Raw genomic sequence first — 26733 nt, 5'->3', positions numbered from 1 at the left:
TTAGCATATTAGTGTGCCTGCCACCGTTGCTGTTGTATTGCTCAACACATCGTCTGCATGGCCTATCAGCACTTCTTTTACACCATTATTGATTGCGCCGAAAGCATTCTGCAATTTAGGCAATATGCCGTCTGTAAGCACTTGTTGCGCCAACAATTGCTGATAAATTTCTTTGTTGATGAGATTAATCACCGCTTCATCATCTGCCGGATCGCGCAACACGCCTTTCTTCTCAAAGCAATAGATCAATCTTACGCTATAAAAGGCAGATAAGGCAATGGCCAGAGAGGAGGCGATGGTATCTGCATTTGTATTCAGTATTTGTCCTTTACCATCATGGGTAAGCGATGCAAAAACAGGGGTGATACCCGATTCCAGCAAAGCCTGCAACGGAGCGGTTTGCAACATGGTAGCTGTTACATCTCCCACAAAACCGTAGTCGATCTGCTTCACGGGTCTTTTTACTGCCGGAATAATATTAGCGTCGGCACCAGTTAAACCGATAGCATTACAGCCATTGGCTTGCAGCCTGGCTACCAGCTGTTTGTTGACCAAACCACCGTATACCATTGTCACCAGGTCGATGGTAGCAGCATCTGTAATGCGTCTGCCATCTACATATTTAGATGCAATACCCAGTTGATCACCGATACGGGTAGCAATCTTACCGCCCCCATGAACCAGGATCTTTTTACCGGGAATTGCAGCAAACTTCTCCAGGAAGGTTTGCTGCAATTCCGGATGATCTATAACGTTTCCGCCTACTTTAATGATAAATAAATCGATCATAATTATCCTTTCAGTATTTCACTCAACACTGCCTGCGCTGCCCATACGCGATTACCCGCTTCTGGTATCACAATAGACTGCGGGCCATCCAGCACTTCATCTGCGATCACTACATTCCTTCTTACCGGCAAACAATGCATTATCTTGGCGGTATTAGTGTGCTTGAGTTTTTCGTTGGTAAACATCCAGGAAGGATCTGTGCAGGCGATCTTACCATAGTCTTTATAAGACGACCAGTTTTTCACATACACGAAATCCGCACCCTCCAGGGCTTTATCCTGATTATGTTCGATGCGGGCATTACCCGAAAATCTCTCATCCAGCTCATAACCTTCGGGATGGGTGATCACAAAATCCACTTCTCCCCAGGCATTCATCCACTGTGCAAAAGAGTTAGGAACAGCCTGTGGCAGCGCTTTTACATGTGGCGCCCAGCTCATCACCACTTTAGGTTTGCGAGGCTGTTGCCACTGCTCCTTGATGGTGATCACATCTGTTAAACTCTGTAAAGGATGTAGGGTAGCGCTTTCCAGACTTACTACCGGTACACCGGCATATTTAATAAACTGATTAATATACTTCTCTGTATAGTCTTCTTCTTTATTTTTCAAACCAGGAAAAGTACGGATGGCCAGGATATCAAAATACTGTCCCATTACTGCCGCCGCTTCTTTTACGTGTTCGGTAGTGTTACCATTCATGATAGCACCATCATTCATTTCCAGCGCCCATCCTTCCTTGTCGATATTAAACACTACTGCTTCCATACCCAGGTTTTTAGCAGCTACCTGTGTACTTAAGCGTGTTCGCAAGCTGGGGTTCAGGAATATCATTCCCACTGTTTTATGCTGACCTAATTCCTTATCCCTGAAAGGATCTTTCTTGTAGTTCAACGCAATGTCCACTAACCGCGGAACACTGGGAACATCTGCTGTAGAAATAAATTGTTTCATTTCGCTTATAGGCTTTAAACAGGTAGTGGAAAGATTATAAAGGCACACTACCTGCCGTACGTTTGTGTGTTACTATTTTAATGCTTGTGCGAATGCGTCGAGGAACTGGTCTGCATGCGCTTTGGTGAGTGCCAGGGAAGGCAGCAACCGGATCACATTTGGCTTTGCTTCGCCAGTAAAGATCTTATGCTTCTGCAGCAGTTCTTTTCTTACATGCGCTAATTCTTCCGGCAAATCAATACCGATCATTAAACCACGGCCTCTTACTTCTTTTACCTTATCAAAGGTCCGCAGTTGTTCCATCAGGTAATTACCGATGGTAGCAGCGTTGGTAATCAGCTGTTCTTCCTGGATCACTTCCAGTACAGCCAGTGCGGCAGCACAGGCCAGGTGATTGCCGCCAAAGGTAGTACCCAGCATGCCATAAACCGGCTGGATCTTTGGCGCAATAATAATGGCACCAATTGGGAAACCATTGCCCATGCCTTTCGCCATACTGTAAATGTCTGCATTTACGCCGGCAAAATCATGAGAATAAAATTTACCGCTGCGGCCATAACCACATTGTACCGAATCCGCAATAAATACGGCATTGTGGGCATCGCAAAGTGACCTGATTTTCCGCAGGAACGATTCGCTGGCTACATTGATGCCTCCTACGCCCTGTATACCTTCAATGATCACAGAAGATACTTCGTGCTGCTGAAAAGCCTCTTCCAATGCGGCTTCATCTTCCCAGGGCAGAAATACTACATTCGTTGTTTCATTCACCGGCGCTACAATCTTTGGATTGTCGGTAGCGGCTACTGCCAGGGAAGTTCTGCCATGGAACGCTTTCCTGAAAGCAATCACTTTCTTCTTACCGTTATAAAAAGAAGCCAGTTTCAACGCATTCTCATTAGCTTCTGCACCGGAGTTGCACAGAAACAGTTGGTAATCTTCTTTACCGGATACCTTACCCAACAGGGTAGCTAACTCTTCCTGCAACGGCATTTTCACAGAGTTGGAGTAGAATCCTACTTTGTGCAGCTGATCGGTGAGGCGCTTTACATAATGCGGGTGCGTATGACCGATAGAGATCACCGCGTGGCCACCATACAGATCCAGGTATTCAGTACCCTTATCATCCCATACATTGGAGCCAAGGGCTTTATCAATAACAATATTATTTACAGGATATACATCGAAAAGTTTCATGTTGGCAAAAATTGAAAAGGTGAAAAACTTAGAATACGATGGACTTTAATTTCAGCCCTGCCGTTTCATCCAGCCCACACATCAGGTTCATGTTCTGCACTGCCTGTCCGGAAGCGCCTTTCAGCAGATTGTCTTCAATGGAGTGGATGACCAATTTGTTACCCACTTTTTCCAATTGAATCAGGCACTTGTTAGTATTTACGATCTGTTTCAGATCTATCTGTTTATCGCTCACATGTGTAAAAGGATGACCGGTGTAAAAGTCTTTATACAGCTTTACAGCGGCTTCGAGCAACAGATCAGACTGCAGGTACGAAGTTACCCAGATACCTCTTGGGAAATCACCGCGTACCGGAACAAAGTTCACGTCTTCGCTAAAACCTGGCTGCAAGAGCTGCAGGCTTCGCCGGATTTCCTTCAAGTGTTGATGGGTAAGCACCTTATAGGTAGAAATATTATTAGCTCTCCAGGTAAAATGGGAAGTAGCCTGCAAACTCTGACCGGCGCCGGTAGAACCAGTGATACCGGTAGTATGTACTGTTTGCAGTAACCCGGCTTTCGCCAGCGGCAGCAATCCCAACTGAATGGCAGTAGCAAAGCAGCCTGGATTAGCAATATTCTGTGCTGTTTTGATGAGGTCGCGCTGCATTTCCGGTAATCCGTATACGAAAGTGCGCCCTTTTACAGTCTCGCCTAAACGAAAATCTTGGCTCAGGTCAATCACTTTCACATGGTTGGCCACATCGGTAGCCTCCAGGAATTTTTTAGATTCGCCATGTCCCAGGCAAAGGAACATCACCTCAATATCATTGCTCAAATCGCTGGTAAACAATAGATCTGTTTCACCCAGCAGATCGGCATGTACTGCATGCAATGGGTTACCCGCATTGCTACGGCTATGTACAAACGAAATGGTAACGTCCGGGTGATTCAATAAAAGCCGGATCATTTCACCGCCTGTATATCCTGCCCCACCTACAATTCCAACTCTTATTTTTTTATCATTTGCCATTACCTGCCGATTTAGATAGAATTTTTAACCTGGTGCCAGATCATTGTTTGGTTACCAAAAATTTTGCTGAATCCTCTTACATCTTCTCCACTCCAGCCGCTGTTCATTTCACCGTATTTACCAAATTTACTGCTCATCAGATCATATGGTGAATCGATGCCAGTTACCTGGAAGCGGTAAGGCATGAGGGTAACAAATACTTCACCGGTTACATTTTCCTGTGCCTGTTGAAGGAAAGCCTCGATATCGCGCATTACGGGATCCATGATCTGGCCTTCGTGCATGTAATTACCATAGAACTGTGCCAGTTGGTCTTTCCAGCTCAGCTGCCATTTGGTTAATACATGTTTTTCCAGCGCATGGTGCGCCTTGATGATCACCATAGGTGCAGCGGCTTCAAAACCTACACGGCCTTTGATACCGATAATGGTATCGCCCACGTGGATATCACGGCCAATGGCAAACGGGCCGGCAATAGTTTGCAAATATTGAATGGCCTCAGATGGATGATCGAATTTTTTATCGTTTACACCTGTGAGCTCTCCTTTTTCGAAAGTTAATTTCACCTGCTCTTCTCCTTCTTTGGTAAGCTGAGTAGGCCAGGCAGCTTCTGGCAACATACCATTAGAGGTAAGCGTTTCCTTGCCGCCAACAGAAGTTCCCCACATTCCTTTATTGATAGAGTATACTGCTTTATCGAAGTTCATTTGCACACCCTTAGATTTCAGGTAAGCAATCTCTTCTTCCCGGCTCAGTTTCATGTCACGGATCGGGGTGATGATTTCCACACCAGGAATCATAATATGAAATACCATATCGAAACGTACCTGGTCGTTACCTGCGCCGGTACTACCATGCGCTACTGCATCCGCGCCCACTTCCTTCACATACTCAGCGATAGCCAACGCCTGACTCATACGCTCAGCACTCACGCTCAGCGGATAAGTGTTATTCTTCAGTACATTGCCAAAGATGAGATATTTGATTACGCCATCATAATAAGAACGTATCGCATTAACAGTTTTATGACTTTTAACGCCCAGGTTATAAGCGCGCTTTTCAATTTCCTGCAGCTCTTCTTCAGAAAAACCACCAGTGTTAACAATCACCGAATGCACTTCATATCCCTTTTCCTCGGTCAGATATTTAACGCAATAGGAAGTATCAAGTCCTCCGCTAAATCCCAGTACTACTTTTTTCATTATGACATCTTTTTATAATTCCAGATAACAATATTTATACGCCTGTAGTCAGAACAGGAAAAATTTCTTTTTAGATCCGGTAGCACCGCCCTCTTTTCTGCTATTCAGCAACACAAAGCGTTTAAACCGCAGCCAACGCTCATAGAGTTTGATGTTGCCTTTAAATCTACGACGGCGTTTTTCGTGATGCATATGGCCGGTGGCGGTAACAGACAATTGCACCTGCTGTTCTGCAGCAGCTTTATCTGCCATCGCTCTCTCTTCCGCTTCTTTCAGCTTTTCTACCGGATCATACAGCATAGCGGTACATAAACAGTTTTTCCGTTGTTTGCTGGTAAGAATATCGAAGTTCACACAACTCCTGCACCCCTTCCAAAACTCTTCATCATCCGTAAGTTCAGAATAAGTAACGGGCTCATAACCCAGCTCAGAGTTAATCTTCATCACTGCCAAACCGGTAGTAAGACCAAATATTTTTGCATCCGGATATTTCTCACGGGAGAGTTCGAATATTTTCTTTTTGATAGATTTAGCAACACCATGCCCTCGGAAAGCCGGATTCACAATCAATCCGGAATTGGCGACAAATTTTTCATGGCCCCAGGCCTCTATATAGCAGAAACCTACCCAATCACCTTTATCTGTAACAGCGATCACTGCTTTGCCTTCCTGCATTTTCAATTCCACGTAAGCAGGGGAACGCTTGGCGATGCCTGTTCCTCTGGCTTTTGCAGATGATTCCATCTCGTTGGTGATGGTACTTGAATAGTGAATATCGTCAGGAGTGGCTACCCTAACGATGATATGTTGATTTTCCAACTTTTTAAATTGAAATCGTGAATCAATAAACTACATTGAAATTCCATTACTGGAGCGCTCACCGGATGATTGGGGAATCACGGTGCGATAGCGGTTGTATGAAGACAAGCGCTATCAAATTCTAGGTCGTCGGGAAAGAAATCTAAAGACATTGAACCCAACAGAATATACCCCTTTGTTTAAAGCGGGATGATATGCAGAGATGTTGGTATGAGTTGCGGTTTTTTCCAACTTCAGTTCAGCGTTAAATTGTTATAAATATTGTCTTTAGTTTAGATTAACCGCAAAGTTATAACAATATCTGTTTAAATAGTTGAATTTTTTTTGAGGCGAAGGGGATTTTTAAAAAGGGGGAATTGTCTTGTGCGGAGGAAAGGGCAAGGATGGTACCGGGAAGCAATCGCTACAATTACTTCCCGGCCTATATTATCTTGTTATTATACCTAATTCTGCTATTCCTGCCTGTATGCTTCCCGCTTGCGCCGGGCTTACCGCTACAAAACGGATATATCGGGCCTGAGTAACCGGGAAATACACTACCTGCTGTATGGGGTTGTTCAGGATATTGGCAAACTGCCCATTGCTTACCGGGCGGCCCCAGTTTTGACCATCGGAGCTGGTGTAAAACTCGTATCCATACACAATGCCCTTAGCTTCACCTGCTACAGGGGGCATGTAGGTAAACCCTTTCAGCGAAAGGGTTTCTCCCAGATCAATGTCTAATTGATGCGGATAACTATCCTGGCCAATGGTAGTATATACCGTGCTGGGATCTCCGTCTATCGCATTTTCCGGCACCCTGGCGGGGGAATAGGGTAAATGGAGCACTTTCCATTTTATGGGCGCCACATCAAACGCAGCCATCGCTGTTTCACTGGCTGCCAGCCCTTTAAAAGCACGTGCTTTCACTAGGCCACCTTGTGGAAGGTTCAGCAGTACTGTAGCAACCTCACCTGCTTCCTTCTTGGCGGCTGAATCCGCTACTTTAACACCGGCAGAACGCCAACCAGGCATAGTGCCATCCAGGGTATAGCGGATCTCTGTTCCTGCTGGTCCTTCTATTAATACCCGTCCGTTCTTTAAGCGGCTGATTTTTGGTGCAGCGAGTATTTCCGGCGCTTTATATAATTGTACCTCGCTGATCACCGGCGCGGCTTTGGCATCTAAAATACGAATGCGTACCTGTGCAGCAGTATAATCCGGGAGCACCAGAATACGTTTATGCCCGATGGTGGTTTCCCTTGCCACCTCCTTCCAGGCACCATTTTCCAGGATATCCACACTGAAGCTTTTCACCCGCTGGCCCAGCGCAATATACTCCTGTAGCACCACCCGGTTAAAAGTCACCGGCTTTTTCCAGTTTAACGTAATGTCGGCGCTGCGGGCATCTTCGGTGGCAGCCCAATAGGTAGCATTGTTTCCATCGTTAAGACTGGCTGTTTTTACGGTTGCTATATTACGTATATTCGTTGACGTTATCACCGCCTTACTGGCCAGGTTATCTTTAAAAGCAGCATCCAGTGCGCGGCGCAACTCCATCAACCGGGTAGAATCATTGGGATGGATAAGTCCCTCCCGGTCTACCGGAACATTCAGAATCAGGTTCCCATTACGGCCCACGGAACCATAGTAAATGTCCAGTAAAGTAGCTACTGATTTAACTTTATCGTTGGTTTCGGGGCTATAAAACCATCCCGGACGGATAGATACATCGCATTCTGCCGGTACCCATTGCTCTCCATCTTCATTACCTTCATTGAGCACTTTAGGCGCAGGCGCACCAGCACCGGGCGTAAATCCCTTTACATTCAGGGTACTCCAGTTGGTAGCACCGGCAATACCGTTTTCATTACCCACCCAACGGCAACCAGGGCCTACATCGCTAAAAATAACGGCGTTGGGCTGGTTCTTATATACTACATTATGAAAAAGGTTCCAGTCGTAAGGTTGTTTAATATTTCCTCCATTAGCGCCATCGAACCACTGTTCAAACACAGGTCCATAGCTGGATAGCACTTCATTCAGCGTATTAGCGAATACCTGGTTATAAGAGGACGTGCCATATTCAGGATGGTTGCGGTCCCAGGGCGAGAGATATACCCCAAACTTCAAACCGTATTCCTTACAGGCGGCCGATAATGCTGCCAGCACATCACCCTGGCCGTTTTTCCAGGCACTTTCCCTCACGGTATGCGTACTGTATTTACTGGGCCATAAACAAAAACCATCGTGGTGTTTGGCGGTGATCACAATACCTTTCATACCGGCCAATTTGGCGGTACGCGCCCACTGGCGGGCATCAAGGTGCGTAGGATTAAATACTTTCGGATCTTCATCGCCATGCCCCCACTCCTTGTTGGTAAAGGTATTAGGACCAAAATGAATGAACATATAATATTCCATATCATTCCATGCTACCTGTGCTTTGGTGGGTAAAGCGCCATAAGGCTTAATCTCCTGGGCCATAGCCATATTAAAGCCGAGTAACCCAGCGAGGAGTAACGTGTTTTTTTTCATTGCCAGAAATAAAAATTGCAGTAAGTAGCGAAGATATACCAGATAATTAACACAGAGCAATCTCAAATTGGCTATTCTTAATTGAATTTTCGCCGGGCGCCCCGGCCAGCAGTAAATAACCCGGACACTATTGTGATGAAAGGGCCGGCCGTTTTCGTCACAATAGTGTTATATAATTATATATGATGTATCCTATGCATTTTCCCGGACGTTTTCCTTTACAGTTACCCCATCTTCAATAGTGGTTACATAAACTTCAGGTGCTTTACCATATTGGTCCTGGTAACGCGATTTAATATAGGCCACAAAATCGTCTACCTTTTCTGTTTTTACCAGGTTGATGGTGCAACCACCGAAACCGCCACCCATTACGCGGGCGCCAGCTACTTCCTCCCGTTCCCTGGACAGGGATACCAAGAAATCCAGCTCGGGGCAGCTTACTTCATATAATTTACTCAATCCTTCATGGGTATCATACATCAACTGGCCAAACTCAGACAGGTTACCTTGTTTCAGTAAAACAGTAGCATCCTGCACCCGTTGTATTTCTGCGATCACGTAGTTGCAACGGTCGTATACTTTGGCTGGCAATTGTTCTTTTACTTCCTCCAGCATAAACATGTTGGCATCGCGGAGCGACTGTACAGCCGGATGCTTTACCTGTATAGCTTTTACACCTTCCTCGCACTGCCGGCGGCGTACATTATACTCAGAAGAAGCCAAGGAGTGATGTACCATAGAATTACAGAGCACTACTTTATAGCCAGGGAAGTTAAACGGAAAATACTCATATTCGAGGCTACGGCAATCCAGGCGGATCACCTGGTCTTTTTTACCATGTAGGTTCGCAAACTGGTCCATGATACCACACTGCACACCAGGGAAAGTATGTTCTGCTTGCTGGCCGATCAAAGCCATTTCCATGCGGGTAAGCCCATATCCGAAGAGGTGGTTCAATCCCGCTACCAGTCCGCCTTCTACCGCCGCGGAAGACGACATCCCTGCGCCTACCGGGATGTCTCCTGCCACTACACAGTCGAAACCCTGTACTGGCAGTCCGCGTTCTTGCAGCTGATATACTACTCCCATCAAATAATTGATCCATCCGGGCGTAGGCTTTACATCATTTAAATGGAAAGACACCGTTTCCTGCGTAAATACGGCATGGGCATTACATTGCTGCGTATTGTTCAATGCTATGGCATATACAATTTTCTTGTCGATCGCCGCTGGCAATACAAAACCGTCGTTGTAATCCGTATGTTCGCCAATCAAATTGATCCTGCCGGGGGAAACAACTATCAGTGGCTCTTTTTCGAATAAATGAATAAACTGTTCCCTGGTTCTTTGTATCATTTAAAAAATATTAAACGTAAAAATTACACCTAAAAATATAAAATGATAGGGAAATAAAAAAGTTTCCTGGCTACTAATGGCTAGCTGCCGGTAGTCATTAGTTAAAAAAGATATCACTGCAATAATCAGGAATCCTAAGGTGATTCCCTGTTTTATGAGGATAAAAGAAGGGGATTATAGTTACCAGCAAACCTGGGATACATTCAGCGCTGGAAATCCGGATCAAAGTATTATTAATCCGGGAGGCCAGGAATGGTATGCGTAACCCGCCTGTTGGGGTTACTACCGATCAGCCCTAACTGTCAGAATTTTTAGTGGGTAGCTACGAACATCAATAAACTTCTCTTATATTTCTTGTACATTTCGCAATAATTTTTGCTAAAACGTTTTACCAATTACACTATATTGCAAGATTAATTTACTTTTTAAAAAAATTTAAAAAAATAATTTATACATTTAAACCGGCAAACTTCACAGTAACTTAACACGTTTATGACTCAGCAAACAAAGCAAAGCGCACAAAGTACCCATCCTTCGTTCTTTGTGCTTATTCTGGTTTTCTTTTTCTGGGGATTTCTGGCTGCGTCCAACAGTATCTTTATCCCTTTCTGCAAATCTCACTTTAACCTTACCCAACTGGAGTCTCAATTAATCGACTTCTCCTTTTACAGTGCCTACTTTATCGGCTCACTGATCCTGTACTTAGCATCTGCTGCAAGAAAAGTGGATATCCTTAATAAAATCGGGTATAAAAAGGGTATCATTTACGGTTTACTGATCTCTGTACTGGGCTCAGTAATTATGATTCCATGTGTGAATAAGGAAAAAATTGTTCCTATCCAAGAAACTATCCACGACATCAGTAGTTTCCAGGTTGAACAGCAACTGCAAACTTCCGACAGGCAGATAAAGATCCGCCGCGAGAAAGAAGCAGACACCTATGCTTTACTGATCAACAGCGACGCTGCTGAAAAGTATACCAGCAATCCGCAATTAACTTCCGCTGTAGCCGGAGGGTTTACCAAAGATGAAGCGCATCATGTGTATGCAGCTACCTTTACAAAAGCCAACCTGGAAAAAGTAGTGACTGTATTGGACACAGACTACAAACAAACAGTTACTTTCGGCTATTTTGCTTTGATCCTCATGGCCCTCTTTATTGTGGCCCTGGGATTTTCGCTGCAGCAAACTGCGGCCAATCCGTTTGCCATTTTATTGGGAGATCCTGCCAAAGGCGCGCACCGTTTGAACCTGGCAGGCGGTATCAACTCTTTCGGTACTACCATCGGACCTATCATTGTGAGTATGTTGCTGTTTGGTAACATTAAAGGTGGTGAAGAGGTAAGCACTGATATTAGCAAGATTAACACCTTATACTTCCTGCTGATTGCTTTGTTCCTGATCGCTGCAGGTATCTTCGCTTTTGTAAAAATGCCGGAAAGCCAAGACAACGAAGCATTCGAATCGTCTCCTAAGGCTACCAAATCCTTACTTGGCATCACCTTCATGTTCGTGCTCATTCTAATGGGACTGATCCTGAAATTTGAACTGCCTTTCTTTATCGCAGGTATTGTAGGTATTATCGGCATCCTGTTCTACACTAAAATGGCTTCTGCCGGCAACAGTGAAGGATGGGGCGCAATGAAATACCCTCAGCTCATCCTGGGTATGCTGGCCCTCTTTATTTATGTAGGAGTGGAAGTAACCATTGCCAGTAACCTCGGCGCCTTGCTGAAACACCCTGGTTTCCTTACGCCAACAGGCCTGGCAGAATCCCAGTTAGATCCATATGCTTCCCTCTTCTGGGGCAGTATGATGATTGGCCGTTGGACCGGTGCCATCAGCGTATTCAACGTTTCTAAAAGAACTCGTAATGTCTTGTGCGTGATCGTTCCGTTCATCGCCTATGGCGTTATTCTCGGGGCAAACAGCCTCAAAGGCAATGATATCAGCCAACTGTATCCTTATGCTATCTGCATCGTAGTGCAGATCATCGGCTTCTTCGCCGGACAGGATAAACCAGCCAAAACCCTCATGGTATTTGGGTTACTGGGTATCGCCTCTATTCTCATCGGATTATTCAGTACAGGTCAGCTGGCTACTTTCGCCTTCATCAGCGGCGGTTTATACTGCTCTGTTATGTGGCCTAGCATTTTCGCATTATCCATTGCAGGTTTGGGCAAATACACCGGTCAGGGTTCTGCATTCCTCGTAATGATGATCCTCGGCGGTTCCCTCATTCCTCCTGTACAAGGTGGTTTGGCAGATATTCCAAGCATTGGCATCCACGCGTCTTATGTTATTCCGGCGCTGTGTTTTGCTTATCTCGCATTCTTCGCATTTAGAGTTAAAACAATTTTAAAATCTCAAGGAATTGATTATGAGTCAGCAGTTAGCGGTGGGCATTGATATTGGCGGCACTAACACCAAATTTGGTATTGTAGACAGAAGGGGCAATATTTTAAGTGATGGCCGTATGCTGACTAATCAGCATGAAGACGTAAACGGCTTTCTTGATGAGTTACACGGACATCTATCCAAACTGATCGAACAAACAGGTGGTATTGAACAAATAAAAGGCATCGGCGTAGGCGCCCCTAATGGGAACTTCTACACCGGTAATATTGAATATGCGCCTAACCTGCGCTGGAGAGGGGTTGTTCCTCTTGCCAGCCTGCTGGAGCAAAAATTTGGCCGGCCCGTAGTGCTCACGAACGATGCCAATGCAGCAGCGTTGGGCGAGCAGATCTACGGAGCTGCCAGAGGGATGAAAGACTTTATCGTGATCACCCTGGGCACCGGCGTAGGTAGCGGTATTGTGGCCAATGGGCAACTGATTTACGGGCACGATGGCTTTGCCGGAGAACTGGGTCACTGCATTGTGATTCCCGGCGGGCGTTATCACCCTGGCACCGGTGCTCATGGCTCCCTGGAAGCATATGCCTCTGCTACCGGCGTTACCAATACCGCCCTGGAATTCCTGGCTACCCGTCCGGATACCCCCAGCATCATGCGGGAACACAGCAAAGAAGAAATCAACTCCAAGCTGATCTACGAAGCTGCCATGAAAGGCGACCCGCTGGCCATGGAAGTATATGAGTATACCGGTAAAATCCTCGGTGAAGCGCTGGCCAATTTCGTGATGTTCTCCAGCCCGGAAGCAATTGTGCTGTTCGGCGGCCTTACCAAAGCCGGAGATCTCATTATGAAGCCTGTGCGCGAGCATATGGAGAAGAATCTGCTACCTATTTTCCAGAATAAGGTTAAATTGCTTTTCTCTGAACTCAAGGAAAGTGATGCCGCTATCCTGGGCGCCAGCGCCCTCGCCTGGGAAATGAAGGAGTAGGCGGAAAACCGCTGGCCACCAGCAACTACAGTCAGCGGTAACCTAATAATAGGCAGGAAAACGGCCAGAGAGCTGGCCGTTAAAAGCTAAAACAAAAGTTGAATAGTGGTATATGAAAAATAGAAGATCATTCCTGAAAACAGCGGCCCTTGGCGCCGCTGTTTTCTCTTTAGACGGAGTAACGGGAACGTCTGCACGCGCACAAGGAAAAAAAGGCCCGGTGAAAGGCAAACCTATTGTTGTGTCTACCTGGGACTTTGGCCGGGCGGCCAATGCCGCTGCCTGGGAAATCCTGAAAAAGGGCGGACGCGCATTGGATGCCGTAGAAACAGGCGTACGCGTGCCGGAAGCAGATCCCAATAATCACACCGTAGGTTATTCCGGTTACCCCGACCGCGATGGCCGCGTTACACTGGACGCCTGCATTATGGATGAACAAGGTAACTGTGGCTCCGTAGGCGCACTGGAACATATTACACACGCCATTTCCGTAGCCCGTCTTGTTATGGAAAAAACGCCGCATGTAATGCTGGTAGGAGATGGCGCCCTGCAATTTGCACTGGCCAATGGCTTCCAGAAAGAAAACCTGCTGACGCCCGAAGCAGAAAAAGCATGGAAAGAATGGCTCAAAACATCGGAATACAAACCGATCATCAACATAGAAAATAAGTCTTATACCCCTTCCGGAGGCGCTACAGCTTTTAGCCCGCTGATGTTACCCGGCAACGTATATAACCACGATACTATTGGCATGGTGGCCATGGACGCAGCAGGTAACCTGTCTGGCGCCTGCACCACCAGCGGAATGGCCTTTAAATTACATGGCCGCCTCGGCGACTCCCCTATCATTGGCGCCGGCCTCTATGTAGATAACGAAGTAGGCGCCGCTACCAGCACCGGCGTAGGAGAAGAAGTGATCAAAATTGTAGGCAGCCACCTCGTAGTAGAACTGATGCGGCAAGGCTATCCACCAGAAAAAGCCTGTAAAGAAGCCGTAGACCGTATCGTGAAAAGGAGCCCTGCTAAAGCAAAAGAAATCCAGGTAGGATTTCTCGCCCTCAACAAAAAAGGAGAGCATGGCGCCTACTGCCTGCAAAAAGGCTTCAGCTATGCCGTGTGCACCAGCGATACCAGCAATGTACTGATAGACGGAAAACATTATTTCTAATAATAATTAGCTGCCAGCAACCCTGTTGGTAGCTAACTGTTATTCAACACCATTAAAACAATCATTATGGCATTTATCCTCGAAATCTGCGCAGCCTCTGTAGCCTCCTGCATTGCAGCGGCCGAAGGCGGCGCCAACAGGATTGAGCTCTGTGATAACCTGCTGGAAGGCGGCACCACACCCAGCTATGGCACCATCGCTATCGCCAGGGAAAAAGTGGATATTGACCTTTACCCCATTATCCGCCCCAGAGGCGGCGACTTCCTCTACTCCGACCTCGAGTTTGAAGTAATGGTAAAAGATATTGAACGCTGCAAACAACTCGGCTGCAATGGCGTGGTTACCGGCATACTTACCGCAAACGGAAGGATAGACAAACAAAGATGTAAAATACTCACAGCACTGGCCGCCCCCATGGGCGTTACTTTTCACCGGGCCTTCGACATGACCGACAATCCTTTCGAAGCCCTGGAAGATATTATTGCCACCGGCTTTGAACGCATTCTCACCTCAGGCGCCCGCAATACCGCCCTGGAAGGCACTTCCCTGCTCAAAGACCTGTTGATCAGGGCAAACGACCGCATTGCCATTATGGCCGGTTCCGGTGTAAGGTCCACTAATATTGCCCAGCTGATCAAAGCTACCGGCATTACAGAATACCATACCACCGCCAAAGCATATGAAGAAAGCAAAATGGAATACCGCAATCCCAACGTAAGCATGGGGGGCATTCCAGGCGTACCAGAATACGGGATCTCCGTAACACAGCAGCAAGAAGTAGCGCTGATACGTGAAATAGGCGAAAAAACATTGTTATCTTAGTCATTCATTCTTTACAACCCATTATTATTACTGCTTTCAGCATTGCTGACAGCTTAAAGTGAACAACGAAATGAAAAAAAATGATCTATGCAACAATGCTGTTGCTAAGTGGGTATATTGCGATCCAAGATAACAATCACTTCGGATCACCGGCCTCTAATATGCGAAATAATACTGTGCTGCCAGTTATCTGTTAAGCTTAAACAAACATTCATCAATACGCTGTCTACAATGAAAAAAACAAGCCACCTATGCTTACTCATCGCTGCACTAGGGCTTTGGAGCTGTTCTGGCTCCCAGCTGCCTGCCGCCCCTAAAGGAAAGGTGAGTATTATTCCCATGCCCGTTAGCACTAGCGAGCAACCAGACTCCTTCTTGCTGGATAAAAAAACAGTGATCGTGGCCACTAACGAGGCCGATAAAAAAACAGCCGCCTTGTTTAACGCCTGGCTCAAAGAACTCACCGGTTATGAACTGGATATCAAAGAGCAAGGCAGCCAGAACGCAATTATATTAAATACCGGCCACGACAGCACCAACACAGAAGGATATACGTTAAATACAGCACACGATAAAGTAACTATCAACGGTAACAGCGGCAGCGGTACCTTCTATGGCGTACAAACGCTGATACAACTGCTGCCTGTAGAAAAAGCCAATGCCCTGTACATTCCCGGCGTAAATATCACCGACGCTCCCCGCTTTTCCTATCGCGGGCTGCACCTGGATGTAGGCCGGCACTTTTTCCCGGTAGAATTCATCAAAAAATATATCGACCTGCTTGCCCTGCATAAAATGAACACCTTCCACTGGCACCTCACGGAAGACCAGGGCTGGCGCATCGAAATAAAGAAATACCCGCGCCTGCAGGAAATTGCTTCCAAACGAAAAGAAACCATGGCAGGCCGCTATTCAGATAACAAATATGATGGCAAACCTTATGGAGGCTACTATACGCAAGACCAGGTAAAAGAAGTGGTACAATATGCAGCCGATCATTTTGTAACCGTGATCCCGGAAATTGAAATGCCCGGACACTCACTGGCCGCACTGGCCGCTTACCCTAACCTGGGTTGCACCGGCGGACCTTATGAAACCGGCACCCATTGGGGCGTATACGATGATGTGTACTGCGCCGGCAATGACAGTGTATTTGTATTCCTGCAAGATGTACTGGATGAAGTAATGACACTTTTTCCCAGCAAATACATCCACATTGGCGGAGATGAATCCCCCAAAGTAAGATGGGTGAAATGCCCTAAGTGCCAGGCCCGCATGAAACATGAAGGACTGAAAGACGAACATGCCCTCCAAAGCTATTTCATACAACGTATAGAACAATACGTGAACAACAAAGGCAAACAAATCATCGGATGGGACGAGATCCTGGAAGGCGGACTGGCGCCAAATGCCGCCGTGATGAGCTGGAGAGGTATGGAAGGCGGTATTGCCGCAGCTAAACAAAAACATGCTGTGGTAATGACACCCGGCGACTACTGCTATTTCGATCATTACCAATCCAGAAGCACCAACGAACCACTAGCCATAGGCGGTTATCTGCCGGTAAGCCAGGTATATGCCTTTGAGCCCGTACCTACAGAACTAAGCAAGGAAGAAGCCACCTACATTAAAGGAGCGCAAGCCAATGTGTGGACAGAATACATCAACAACACCGACTACCTGGAATACATGGTATATCCCCGTGCCGCCGCACTGGCAGAAGTACTTTGGTCGCCCAAAGAAAAACGCAACTACGACGACTTCATGGAACGTTTACGGTTACACGTTAAACGCCTCGACCTGAAGAAAGTAAATTATGCCAAACATGTTTTTGAAGTTACCGGGAAAATAACCAACAACGGCAAAGGAGGCGTATCAGTAGTGCTGGACAGTAAATTAGAAGGCGGTAAAATATTTTATACTACAGATAGTACCCCTCCCACTCTTCAGTCCACTCCTTATACCCAGCCAGTACAAATTGTTCAAACAGGCCCCCTTCGTGCCCAGGTTTTCGTAGATGGAAAACCCTTCGGCAACGAATATAACCAGGCTTTTGTGTACCATAAAGGATTAGGAAAGAAAGTAACGCTTACCCCGGAAGCAGATGCAAGCCACCGGCCTGCCAGCGCATTTAACCTGGTAAATGGCGTGGAAGGTAACGCAGCCCTAAACGACAACGAATGGTTCGGCTTCCTGGGGAAAGATATACAAGCGATCGTGGAGCTGGATAGTGTGCAGGATATTCATGAAGTGGGCATTAATACAGTGAATAAAAAAGACGATTGGATCTATCCACCTAAACAGGTAGTATTTGCCGTATCTGATGATGGCAACACGTTTAAAGAAGTATACAAACAAATTACTTTCCCTGCAAGTGGTATCAACAAAGTACGGAGGAGCCAACTGCAACAGGTACGCGGCCGTTATATAAAAGTGCAATTGCAGCATTTTGGTATTATCCCTGCAGGCGCAGAAGGTGCTGGCACCCCTGCCTGGCTATTTGTAGATGAGTTGATCGTAAAATAGAAAAACCATCCCGGCATTGCCCGAACGGTTTTCATGTTATGACTCCTACACCAAAAATATATAAACGGGACACCGTTATAGACTATAATATTAACGATATCAAATATTAAAATGGTTCACTACAAGCTAACGAAATAAAGATTAAATATTGCTGAATTATAATCTGCATTAGCAGTAAATTCTTTAATTTTCGGGCTCGTTTTTAAACCGCATCTAATCAAAAACGTTTACCAATGACGATTAATCATCAGGAAATCGAACTGATCGACAGCTTTGAGCAAATTGCAGTGGAAATACACCCTTCCGCCAAAGAAGGCTCCAAAGCAGTAGCGCAGCAGATCGCTGCGCTGATTCGCGAAAAGGAAGTTGCGGGTCAAAAATGTATTTTAGGGCTGGCCACTGGATCTACCCCTAAATATTTGTATGCGGAACTGGTTCGTCTTCACAAAGAAGAAGGATTAAGCTTCAAAAATGTAATCGCATTCAACCTAGACGAATATTATCCGCTTGAGCCGGATGCTTTACAGAGCTACCACCGCTTCATGAAAGAGCACCTGTTTAATCATATCGACATTCCGGAAGGCCAGTACTTTATTCCCGATGGCACTATTCCCAAAGACCAGATCAAGAAATATTGCGCAGAATACGATCAACGCATAGAAAGTTTAGGGGGCATTGATCTGCAAGTATTGGGCATCGGCAACAACGGCCATATCGGTTTCAACGAACCAGGTTCCAACGTCAACTCACATACCCGCTTGGTAACGCTGGACAACAGCACCCGTTTGGCGAACGCATATGAGTTCCCTAACATGAGCCAGGTACCACGTTTGGCCATCACGATGGGCCTTAGCACCATTTTCAAGGCCAAACAGATCATGCTGATGGCCTGGGGCTCGCACAAGGCAAAAATTGTACGCCGCTCCGTAGAAGGGCATAGCACCGACCAGGTACCTGCCTCCCTCCTGCAACAGCACGCCAACTGCCAATTTGTAATAGACGAGCAGGCAGCAGCCGATCTCACCCGCTTCAATGAGCCCTGGCTCACCGGCGACTGCGAATGGACGCCTAAACTGACCCGCAAGGCCGTTACCAGTCTGGCCCTGAAATTAGGCAAACCCATCCTGATGCTCACCGACAAAGACTATAACGAAAATGGTTTGAACGACCTGATCGTACAATATGGTTCTGCCTATGAGCTTAACATCCAACAGTTTAATGGCATCCGTGATACCATTACCGGCTGGCCTGGCGGCAAACCCGGCCCGCAATTGCCTAAGCATCCGGAACGCTCAGAACCCGCTAAAAAACGCGCGCTGATCTTCTCCCCGCATCCGGATGATGATATCATTTCCATGGGAGGTACCTTTATCCGCTTGCACGAACAAGGCCATGATGTGCATGTAGCCTACCAAACTTCCGGTAACATTGCCGTTACAGACGAATTCCTGCTGCGCTTCATTGACTTCGCCGTGGGTTTTGAAGGCCTGTTCGACATCGATAAGAGCAAAAGCTCTATGATCCTCGATGAAGCCAAAGCATTTATCGGCACCAAAAAGCCTTCCCAGAAAGATACACCGGAAATCCGCGCTATTAAAGGATTGATCCGCCGCTGCGAAGCCAAAGCTACCTGCCGTTATGTAGGTATCCCAGAAGAAAATGCCCATTTCATGAACCTCCCGTTCTATGAAACCGGCCTGGTAGAAAAGAAACCAATGGGACCCGAAGATGTAGCGCTCACCGTGGAACTGTTGCGTAAATTGAAACCCCAGCAGATCTATTGCGCCGGCGACCTCGCCGATCCGCATGGTACCCACAAAGTTTGCCTGGACGTTATCTTTGCTGCCCTAGACATCGTGAAAACAGAAGACTGGGCCAAAGATTGCTGGGTATGGCTGTACAAAGGTGCCTGGCAGGAATGGGACATCCATGAAATTGAAATGGCCGTGCCTATGAGTCCAGACCAGGTAATGCAGAAACGCCTCGGTATCTTCATCCACCAAAGTCAGAAAGATGTAGTACCTTTTCAAGGTACCGACCTGCGCGAATTCTGGCAACGTGCGGAAGCCCGCAACGCCAATACCGCAGAACTCTATGACAAACTGGGCTTACAGCAGTACGCTGCTATGGAGGCATTTGTACGTTATCATTTTATGTAAACAGATTTTTGATATATGGGATTCCCTGCTATGACCACTAACTCATACCAGGGAATCCTTTTTATCCAGGGCCATCGAAATAACCGCTGAAGCCTGCAAAAATCAGGGCAATAAACGTGGCCAACCCTACCTGAGCTACGTATTGTGGGTAATGCAACCGGAACGTACCCTCCAAAACCGCTTCCTTACCACAAAAATTGCCGTAGCCATTATCCAGTAGATTTTTTTTTGAATAGCTTCCAATTAAACTATTAAATTACAGTAGAAAATAGCATTGCCCTCAATGGAAAACGATATCCTCATTGACTTTAAGTTTACGGGCCGGGATAAACCACGGTTCAGCGAATTATTCCTGATCACTGGTCAGGAACATCCGAAGTTCCCTGCCAGGAACAAAATTTTTGCACAACTGGAGCCATTGGGCTTTGAACAACTCGAAGATTTTTTTGGTATCCTCAACGGAGAAGAAACCGGCGACGATGTATTAGTATGGCTTTTCCCTATGATCAATGGAGAAGAAGCACTGCAGAGCAGCGGTCCGTTCGACGCTATTCGCCTCTCTTACAGCGTACTGAGAAATGATCCGGCAAATATTTCACTCCTGCAGGAATGCTTTGATGCCATCCTCCAACTACCGGATATAACAGCCGATTTCGATAATAATACCATTAAAGACTTTGCGCCCATCCAGCAAAAAGCAGATGAAATTATAGCTTACTGGCGTCAGAACCAGGTAGAACCAGGATCTGCACAAAGCCTCTTGATAGAAGAAGAGGAAGAGGACTGGGAAGAAGATGAAGACTGGGAAGAAGAAGCTGATTGGGAAGAAGATGATGAGAAAGAGGTAAATTAAGCGAACTATATCTAACCTGATTTACTTACTGCCAACGGACTATGAATAAAAAAGCCAACAAAAATGGCTTTACCGCTTTATTGCTGGTAGCCACGCTCATACTGGTATTACTCATTTCCGGTATGCCCTCTGCACACAAGGCTAATAAAAAAGATTGCGCCGCTATCACCGGCATTGTCCAGGAAATTAAAAATGGCTCCCCTGGCATTATCGTTCATCTTAAAAATGATCCAAAAATCTATTATATCTCCCATAAAACCAACGCCCGCATTCATACCACCGATCTGGAAAAACTGCTGAAAGGAAAAAACGTCCAACTCTTTACCGCACATGAATGGTCGCCACTAGATCCTTTTTCCAGCATGAAGGAAATTCACCGCCTTCAAACAGCCGATACGGTTATTTTCTCTGAATTCTAGGCCCAATCTTTGTTGTGCGGATGCCGTAAGGATGGAAGCAGGAGTCCTTCCATCCCTACATTTCAGTAATTTTACCTTATGCATCTCAACAAACTATTGACCTGCCTGGGATTAACAGCATTGCTGGTATCCTGCAACCTGAAAAATAAACATAGCAGGTACGAAAATGAAGAGGGAAGCGGCAATGCCGATATGAAGAAAAATAATATCACTACCACGCCTGCCACGCCCGCTGCCCCTATTATGAGCGAACGGATCAACGGAAAGGCTAACCTATTCGACAAACCAGGGGGCACCGCCATCATATCCCTGGTAGATTATGTGCCCCTCCGCTGTGCCCCGGTAAAAAATGACTGGTACCCGGTAAACCTGGACTTTGATATCACAAAAGAAGAATTCAGCAAACCTGTTTTCCACAAAGGCCGTAAAATAAAAGTCAACGGTGTGCCCGCCGGCATCTTACAACAAGATCTCCGCTTACCCGTATCCACCAATGGACAAAAAATGTGGGCTACCCTTAACGCCTATACGGAAAAGAAGAATATCCGGAAAGGCACTATTATAGAAACTGCCCTAGCCAGCTTTCTGAAACAACATGATGGCCGCAGTACTACGGCCCTGCAACCCTTTATCCATAATTTCGGACTGGAAGAAGAAACCACACTAAAACCCTATGTGATGTACTTCAACTATGAAAGTGGTATCGATGACCCCAGCCCTTTATACAGAATTGCACTCATTTTCCAGAGCAAACAACTGATCGGCGTATTGCATGCCCGTCCGCTCCAGCTGGATGGCTGCGTTACCCGGCGGTTGCAACGCGGGTTTACCGTTCATTATTTACATGGCATAGATAAAACCCTGCAGGAAGACTTTGCCGGAAAATTCAATAAGTTCATTCTTTCTGTTGATTAAGCCATAACTACAGGTTATGCCTAATTTGACTCTTGTGGCAAATTAGGCATAACAGGGTACCCCACCTCAGCAAAAAAGCGCTTCATAAGCATACTACTCTAAGTATTATAAGTACGTTAACGGCTATATGTTATTGTGGATAAAAAAACCTTACCGGGAAAATTCCCATGTTCGTCTTATTCTCATTTTCACTTATATTTGATCAATCATGATATGATAGCGACCAAAATGATACAACCAAAATAACTAGTAAATCTCTGTAACTAATATGAGTATACGTAACTTATGAGTCGGTTACCTGCCAGTAAAACAGGTCTGTATATGGCTGCCTTCCGTGCCATTGAAAATATCAAACCAGAGAAAGATCGACTGATCAATGATCCGTTTGCCGCGGGTTTTCTATCGAAGGCCCAACAAGTAATATTAGCTTGCTGCAGTATTAAGCTGATTCGGAATTTTGTTACCGGCTGCATACAACTGCGCTGGCCGGGCACCTTCACGGCTGCTATCGCAAGAACCAGGCTAATAGACGACATGATCGTAGAAGCGGTAAGAACACAAGGCATTAATCAGGTAATCATTGTAAACGCGACCTTCGATACCAGACCGCATCGCCTCAACGTAGGCTTGCCCCTGCATTATGTGGAAGTAGACCATCCGGAAATACAGATGAAGAAACGCAAGCTGCTCACACCGCTGCTAAACATCCCAGCTGTACCAGTAGATTATGTGCAGCTGGATATGAGCACCCAGCAGATGTCTGATGTAATTCCACAACTGCTGTTCCGGAAGCACTATAAAACTTTATTTCTCTGGGAGAAACTAACTACCAGCCAGGATGCAGAAAAAGCGGATATTATCTTCCAATATCTCAAAAGCTTTCCTTCTGGTACACAAGTAATATTTACCTACGTTAATAAAGTAGTCCTCGAAAACCCGGATGCCTTCTATGGCTTCAAGCGGATCAAAAAGTTGTTGCGCCGCGATGGCGAGCATTGGGATTTTGGTTTGCATCCTTCAGCATTGCATCAGTTCATGGAAGCCCGTAACATGCAGGTATGCTATGATGGCGGCGCCGCCGATTACCGGTCGCAATACTTCGGTGCAAAAAGCAACCGCATGAAAGGTTATGAATATTTCCGGGTGGTAAGAGCAGAAGTGAAATAGCAGGCGTATCTTCGATGTACCATTTACGAAGCGCATATGCATATTCACTACTTTCAACATGTACCCTTTGAAGGACTAGGCTGCATCGCTGCATGGGCTGCCCAACATCAACACCGGATTACCTCTACCCGCTGGTATGAAAACAGCGATACCACCGGTTTGCAGGAAGCCGACTGGCTAATCATCATGGGAGGTCCTATGGGCGTGTATGAACAAGATCTGCACCCCTGGATGCAAACAGAAATAAAGCTGATCCTTGAAGCCATCCAACAAAATAAAAAAGTATTGGGCATCTGCCTTGGAGCACAGTTAACAGCCGCCGCACTGGGCGCTGCAGTATACCCGGATACGCAAAAAGAAATCGGCTGGTTTCCACTGGATCTTACATTCCAGGATAAGGCCGCTCCGCTGGCACATATACTGCCTCATCATTTCAATACTTTTCACTTTCATGGCGATATTTTCGAGATCCCTGCCAACGCCACCCGGTTTGCGGCCTCTGCTGTTAACAGCCACCAGGCTTTCATCTATGGCGACCGCGTAATAGGATTGCAGTTCCACATGGAGCTTACCTCCGAAGGCTTGCAGGAAATGCTCCACCACGGTGCCGATGCCCTGGCAGCCGGCGGCCCTTTCGTGCAAAGTGAAGAAAAAATATATGCGTATCATGATCTGCTGATACCTAACAACGAAACTATGTATCGGCTGCTAGACTACCTGGCAGCCTTATAAATAAACTGAACGATATGAATGCTGCGTACGATGTACTGATTATAGGTGGAGGCCCCATCGGACTGGCTTGTGGGCTGGAAGCCCAAAAAGCCGGGCTTTCTTACCTGATCATAGAAAAAGGATGCGTGGTAAACTCCCTCTACAACTACCCGTTGTATATGACCTTCTTTTCCACTTCTGAAAGACTGGAAATAGGCAATGTTCCCTTTGTATCTATCAATCCCAAGCCTACCCGGCCGGAGGCACTGGAATATTATCGCCGGGTAGCCACCTCCTACGAACTTCACATCAGATTGTTTGAAACAGTGGAGGCCGTACAACCTAACGCTGCCGAATACCTGGTTACGACCAACAAAACGCAGTACCATGCCAGGCACGTGGTAATCGCCACCGGATTTTATGACATTCCTAATTTGCTGAATGTACCCGGCGAAAACCTGCCCAAAGTAACACACTACTATAAAGATCCCCATTTCTACGCCACACAGGATGTAGTGGTGATCGGTGCACATAATTCTGCCGTGGATGCTGCCCTGGAAACCTATCGCAAAGGAGCAAGGGTTACCATGGTGATCCGGGACGAAGGCATTGGCGCAAGAGTAAAATATTGGGTAAAACCGGATATTGAAAACCGGATCAAAGAAGGATCTATTAAGGCGCATTTCCTCTCTTCGGTGAAGGCTATCCGCGAGCAGGAAGTAGATATTGCCACGCCCGATGGCATTATTACTATTAAAAATGATTTTGTGATTGCCATGACCGGTTACCAGCCTAACTTCCAACTGCTGAAGCAAAGTGGCATCGCCCTGTCAGACGATTCGTTTCTGCGGCCGGATTATAACCCTATCACCATGGAAACCAACATGCCCCATATCTATCTCGCCGGCGTGGTTTGTGGCGGCATGAACACTCACGTATGGTTTATTGAAAATTCCAGAGACCATGCCGGGAAAATCATGGCACATATTAAAACGAGCTACTAACTATTAGCTGCCAGTAGCAACTGGCAGCTAGTTGCTGCTAGCTTATACCACATTCACCTCCCTTTCCAGCAATACGCCAAATTTCTCTTCTACACTATCCAGTATCTGCTGTGATAAAGTATAGATTTCACCTCCGCTGGCCTGCCCGTAATTAACCAGCACCAGCGCCTGTTTGCTATGTACGCCGGCATCGCCATCACGGTAACCTTTCCAGCTGCATTGCTCTATCAGCCAGCCTGCCGCCAGTTTAAACTGTCTGTCACCTACCGGATAAGCCACCAGATGTGGATAAGCTGCTTTTAAAGTTTCGTATTTTTCCTGGTCAACGGTAGGATTTTTAAAGAAACTACCGGCATTTCCTATCTGTGCAGGATCAGGCAATTTGGAAGTGCGGATATTAATCACTGCCTGGCTGATCGCCTGTATAGACAACTCCTGTACGCCCATCCGCTGCAGCTCTTCATTGATAGCGCCGTAGCTGGTATTAAAACGCGGGTGCTTGCTTAAACGGTAAGTAACAGATAATATCACAAATTCACCTTTATAAGCTTTTTTAAATATGCTTTCCCGGTAACCAAAATGGCAATCGGCATTGTTGAATGTAACAATGCTTTGGTCTTTCAGGTGCAAAGCCTCTAACTCATGGAAAACATCTTTAATCTCCACGCCATAAGCACCAATGTTCTGCATCGGGCTGGCGCCTACATTACCAGGTATCAGCGAAAGGTTTTCCAAACCGCCCAGTTGCCGGGCAATACAATACTGAACAAATTGGTGCCAGTTCTCTCCTGCGCCAGCCTTCACATATACGTAATCGTTATCTTCCCCTGCGATGGTAATACCGCTTATATTATTTTTCAGTACCCAACCATTATAGTCGCGGGTAAACAGAATATTGCTGCCTCCTCCAAGTATCATTACTGGCAGGTCTGCTCCCGGCTGCCTGGCGGCCAGCTCCATCAACTCTCCAACCGATGTGAAAGCGGCAAAGTAGCGCGCCCTGGCAGCTATGCCAAATGTATTATATGATTTAAGCAGAACATTTTCTGATACCTGCATAATAACTTAAATTTATAGTAAGCAAAGATAGCCGCAAACAATTAGAAATTGCTAAATCCATAATCCAATTACATGAATAAAACCGCGATTATCATAGGCGCAACAGGACTTACCGGCTCCCACCTCACCGCTGCCTTGCTGAAAGATCCCGATTTCAGCAAAGTGAAAGTACTGGTTCGCAACCCCTCGTTTAATCCCAGGCCCAAACTGGAAAATATTATTGTGGACTTCGATGATGAAGAAAGTCTGGCCGCTGCCTTACATGGAGATGTGCTTTTTTGCTGCATAGGTACCACCATCAAAAAGGCAGGCAGCCAGGAAAATTTCCGGGCTGTAGATTATGGCATTCCGGTGAAATGCGCTGAAATAGCCCAACAACAGGGCATCCCCCAATTCCTGATCATGTCTGCTATCGGGGCCAATTTCCATTCCCGGAATTTTTACCTGCGCACCAAAGGAGAAACCGAAGAAGCGGTAATGAAAATCGGCTTCCATAGCATCAGTATCTTCAGGCCCTCTGTATTGATTGGCTCCCGCAAGGAATTCAGACTGGGGGAATGGCTGGCAAAATGTCTGATCCTGTTATTTTATTTTTTGTTACAAGGGAAATGGAAAAAATACCGGGGCATTAAAGCGGCTACGGTAGCCAATGCCATGATCATTGCTGCAAAAGAAGAGAATGCTGGCATACGTATCTTCGAATCTGATGCCATTCAAAGTATTGGGGCAACATGAAGAA

21 protein-coding genes and 1 pseudogene are annotated in these 26733 nt (G+C 46.3%); 13 read left to right on the top strand and 9 right to left on the bottom strand.

The window, feature by feature from the left end:
• From argB to galK, 8 genes are all read right to left on the bottom strand, one after another.
• Positions 1 to 789: an acetylglutamate kinase gene (argB, locus tag ACDQ55_RS13135; protein ID WP_420981854.1), complete on the bottom strand. Its 789-nt coding sequence runs from the start codon at positions 787 to 789 to the stop codon at positions 1 to 3.
• Positions 790 to 791: 2 nt separating this feature from the next.
• Positions 792 to 1742 carry an N-acetylornithine carbamoyltransferase gene (locus ACDQ55_RS13130; RefSeq protein WP_420981853.1) on the bottom strand — a complete coding sequence of 317 codons (951 nt, stop codon included), beginning with the start codon at positions 1740 to 1742 and terminating at the stop codon, positions 792 to 794.
• 72 nt (positions 1743 to 1814) lie between these two features.
• Positions 1815 to 2939 carry an aspartate aminotransferase family protein gene (locus ACDQ55_RS13125; protein WP_420981852.1) on the bottom strand — a complete coding sequence of 375 codons (1125 nt, stop codon included), beginning with the start codon at positions 2937 to 2939 and terminating at the stop codon, positions 1815 to 1817.
• A 28-nt stretch (positions 2940 to 2967) separates the two neighbouring features.
• Positions 2968 to 3951: an N-acetyl-gamma-glutamyl-phosphate reductase gene (gene argC, locus ACDQ55_RS13120; RefSeq protein WP_420981851.1), complete on the bottom strand. Its 984-nt coding sequence runs from the start codon at positions 3949 to 3951 to the stop codon at positions 2968 to 2970.
• Between the two features lie 11 nt (positions 3952 to 3962).
• The gene (argG, locus tag ACDQ55_RS13115) at positions 3963 to 5153 is read right to left on the bottom strand and encodes an argininosuccinate synthase (RefSeq protein ID WP_420981850.1); all 1191 of its coding nucleotides are present in this window, start codon (positions 5151 to 5153) and stop codon (positions 3963 to 3965) included.
• Positions 5154 to 5201: 48 nt separating this feature from the next.
• Positions 5202 to 5972: a GNAT family N-acetyltransferase gene (locus ACDQ55_RS13110; protein WP_420981849.1), complete on the bottom strand. Its 771-nt coding sequence runs from the start codon at positions 5970 to 5972 to the stop codon at positions 5202 to 5204.
• Positions 5973 to 6398: 426 nt separating this feature from the next.
• Positions 6399 to 8489, bottom strand: a complete 2091-nt coding sequence (locus ACDQ55_RS13105) for an alpha-L-fucosidase (protein ID WP_420981848.1) — start codon at positions 8487 to 8489, stop codon at positions 6399 to 6401.
• A gap of 192 nt (positions 8490 to 8681) precedes the next feature.
• Entirely contained in the window at positions 8682 to 9845 is a 1164-nt protein-coding gene (gene galK / locus ACDQ55_RS13100; protein WP_420981847.1) for a galactokinase, read from the bottom strand.
• 492 nt (positions 9846 to 10337) lie between these two features.
• Between galK and ACDQ55_RS13095 the strand changes: the two genes are divergently transcribed.
• The 12 genes and pseudogenes from ACDQ55_RS13095 (at position 10338) to ACDQ55_RS13040 (ending at position 24935) form a co-directional block, all read left to right on the top strand.
• Complete coding sequence (locus tag ACDQ55_RS13095; protein ID WP_420981846.1) at positions 10338 to 12254, top strand: MFS transporter; 1917 nt, start codon at positions 10338 to 10340, stop codon at positions 12252 to 12254.
• Positions 12226 to 13191, top strand: a complete 966-nt coding sequence (locus tag ACDQ55_RS13090; protein ID WP_420981845.1) for an ROK family protein — start codon at positions 12226 to 12228, stop codon at positions 13189 to 13191. Before ACDQ55_RS13095 ends, ACDQ55_RS13090 begins: the two co-directional genes overlap by 29 nt.
• Positions 13192 to 13303: 112 nt before the next feature.
• On the top strand, positions 13304 to 14359 hold the full coding sequence (locus tag ACDQ55_RS13085) for a N(4)-(beta-N-acetylglucosaminyl)-L-asparaginase (RefSeq protein WP_420981844.1): 1056 nt from the start codon (positions 13304 to 13306) through the stop codon (positions 14357 to 14359).
• Between the two features lie 66 nt (positions 14360 to 14425).
• Positions 14426 to 15181, top strand: coding sequence for a copper homeostasis protein CutC (locus ACDQ55_RS13080; RefSeq protein WP_420981843.1), 756 nt, complete (start codon positions 14426 to 14428; stop codon positions 15179 to 15181).
• 231 nt (positions 15182 to 15412) lie between these two features.
• Positions 15413 to 17707: a family 20 glycosylhydrolase gene (locus ACDQ55_RS13075; protein WP_420981842.1), complete on the top strand. Its 2295-nt coding sequence runs from the start codon at positions 15413 to 15415 to the stop codon at positions 17705 to 17707.
• A gap of 230 nt (positions 17708 to 17937) precedes the next feature.
• A pseudogene (gene nagB / locus ACDQ55_RS13070) lies at positions 17938 to 19866 on the top strand (glucosamine-6-phosphate deaminase); the annotation flags it as partial.
• Positions 19867 to 20149: 283 nt separating this feature from the next.
• Positions 20150 to 20719 (top strand): hypothetical protein, encoded by a 570-nt coding sequence (locus ACDQ55_RS13065; RefSeq protein ID WP_420981841.1) that lies wholly within the window; start codon positions 20150 to 20152, stop codon positions 20717 to 20719.
• 41 nt (positions 20720 to 20760) lie between these two features.
• Positions 20761 to 21138 carry a hypothetical protein gene (locus ACDQ55_RS13060; protein WP_420981840.1) on the top strand — a complete coding sequence of 126 codons (378 nt, stop codon included), beginning with the start codon at positions 20761 to 20763 and terminating at the stop codon, positions 21136 to 21138.
• 78 nt (positions 21139 to 21216) lie between these two features.
• Positions 21217 to 22053 carry a hypothetical protein gene (locus ACDQ55_RS13055; RefSeq protein WP_420981839.1) on the top strand — a complete coding sequence of 279 codons (837 nt, stop codon included), beginning with the start codon at positions 21217 to 21219 and terminating at the stop codon, positions 22051 to 22053.
• A gap of 285 nt (positions 22054 to 22338) precedes the next feature.
• Positions 22339 to 23220, top strand: coding sequence for a class I SAM-dependent methyltransferase (locus tag ACDQ55_RS13050; protein ID WP_420981838.1), 882 nt, complete (start codon positions 22339 to 22341; stop codon positions 23218 to 23220).
• Positions 23221 to 23256: 36 nt separating this feature from the next.
• Positions 23257 to 23952 (top strand): type 1 glutamine amidotransferase, encoded by a 696-nt coding sequence (locus tag ACDQ55_RS13045; RefSeq protein ID WP_420981837.1) that lies wholly within the window; start codon positions 23257 to 23259, stop codon positions 23950 to 23952.
• A 14-nt stretch (positions 23953 to 23966) separates the two neighbouring features.
• Positions 23967 to 24935, top strand: a complete 969-nt coding sequence (locus ACDQ55_RS13040; protein WP_420981836.1) for a YpdA family putative bacillithiol disulfide reductase — start codon at positions 23967 to 23969, stop codon at positions 24933 to 24935.
• Between the two features lie 42 nt (positions 24936 to 24977).
• Here ACDQ55_RS13040 and murB read toward each other — a convergent pair whose 3' ends face one another.
• Entirely contained in the window at positions 24978 to 25994 is a 1017-nt protein-coding gene (gene murB, locus ACDQ55_RS13035) for a UDP-N-acetylmuramate dehydrogenase (protein WP_420981835.1), read from the bottom strand.
• 72 nt (positions 25995 to 26066) lie between these two features.
• Between murB and ACDQ55_RS13030 the strand changes: the two genes are divergently transcribed.
• Positions 26067 to 26729: an oxidoreductase gene (locus ACDQ55_RS13030; RefSeq protein ID WP_420981834.1), complete on the top strand. Its 663-nt coding sequence runs from the start codon at positions 26067 to 26069 to the stop codon at positions 26727 to 26729.
• Positions 26730 to 26733 lie beyond the last annotated feature (4 nt).

Source organism: Chitinophaga sp. 30R24, assembly GCF_049056765.1.
Taxonomy (GTDB): Bacteria; Bacteroidota; Bacteroidia; order Chitinophagales; family Chitinophagaceae; genus Chitinophaga.
Note: the sequence above shows the minus strand (reverse complement) of the source record. Positions and strands in the feature narration are given on the sequence as shown.

Coding starts and splice junctions, on each gene's coding strand:
- argB (WP_420981854.1), bottom strand. CDS start 789: ATGATCGATTTATTTATCATTAAAGTAGGCGGAAACGTTATAGATCAT.
- ACDQ55_RS13130 (WP_420981853.1), bottom strand. CDS start 1,742: ATGAAACAATTTATTTCTACAGCAGATGTTCCCAGTGTTCCGCGGTTA.
- ACDQ55_RS13125 (WP_420981852.1), bottom strand. CDS start 2,939: ATGAAACTTTTCGATGTATATCCTGTAAATAATATTGTTATTGATAAA.
- argC (WP_420981851.1), bottom strand. CDS start 3,951: ATGGCAAATGATAAAAAAATAAGAGTTGGAATTGTAGGTGGGGCAGGA.
- argG (WP_420981850.1), bottom strand. CDS start 5,153: ATGAAAAAAGTAGTACTGGGATTTAGCGGAGGACTTGATACTTCCTAT.
- ACDQ55_RS13105 (WP_420981848.1), bottom strand. CDS start 8,489: ATGAAAAAAAACACGTTACTCCTCGCTGGGTTACTCGGCTTTAATATG.
- galK (WP_420981847.1), bottom strand. CDS start 9,845: ATGATACAAAGAACCAGGGAACAGTTTATTCATTTATTCGAAAAAGAG.
- ACDQ55_RS13095 (WP_420981846.1), top strand. CDS start 10,338: ATGACTCAGCAAACAAAGCAAAGCGCACAAAGTACCCATCCTTCGTTC.
- ACDQ55_RS13090 (WP_420981845.1), top strand. CDS start 12,226: ATGAGTCAGCAGTTAGCGGTGGGCATTGATATTGGCGGCACTAACACC.
- ACDQ55_RS13085 (WP_420981844.1), top strand. CDS start 13,304: ATGAAAAATAGAAGATCATTCCTGAAAACAGCGGCCCTTGGCGCCGCT.
- ACDQ55_RS13080 (WP_420981843.1), top strand. CDS start 14,426: ATGGCATTTATCCTCGAAATCTGCGCAGCCTCTGTAGCCTCCTGCATT.
- ACDQ55_RS13075 (WP_420981842.1), top strand. CDS start 15,413: ATGAAAAAAACAAGCCACCTATGCTTACTCATCGCTGCACTAGGGCTT.
- ACDQ55_RS13065 (WP_420981841.1), top strand. CDS start 20,150: ATGGAAAACGATATCCTCATTGACTTTAAGTTTACGGGCCGGGATAAA.
- ACDQ55_RS13060 (WP_420981840.1), top strand. CDS start 20,761: ATGAATAAAAAAGCCAACAAAAATGGCTTTACCGCTTTATTGCTGGTA.
- ACDQ55_RS13055 (WP_420981839.1), top strand. CDS start 21,217: ATGCATCTCAACAAACTATTGACCTGCCTGGGATTAACAGCATTGCTG.
- ACDQ55_RS13050 (WP_420981838.1), top strand. CDS start 22,339: ATGAGTCGGTTACCTGCCAGTAAAACAGGTCTGTATATGGCTGCCTTC.
- ACDQ55_RS13045 (WP_420981837.1), top strand. CDS start 23,257: ATGCATATTCACTACTTTCAACATGTACCCTTTGAAGGACTAGGCTGC.
- ACDQ55_RS13040 (WP_420981836.1), top strand. CDS start 23,967: ATGAATGCTGCGTACGATGTACTGATTATAGGTGGAGGCCCCATCGGA.
- murB (WP_420981835.1), bottom strand. CDS start 25,994: ATGCAGGTATCAGAAAATGTTCTGCTTAAATCATATAATACATTTGGC.
- ACDQ55_RS13030 (WP_420981834.1), top strand. CDS start 26,067: ATGAATAAAACCGCGATTATCATAGGCGCAACAGGACTTACCGGCTCC.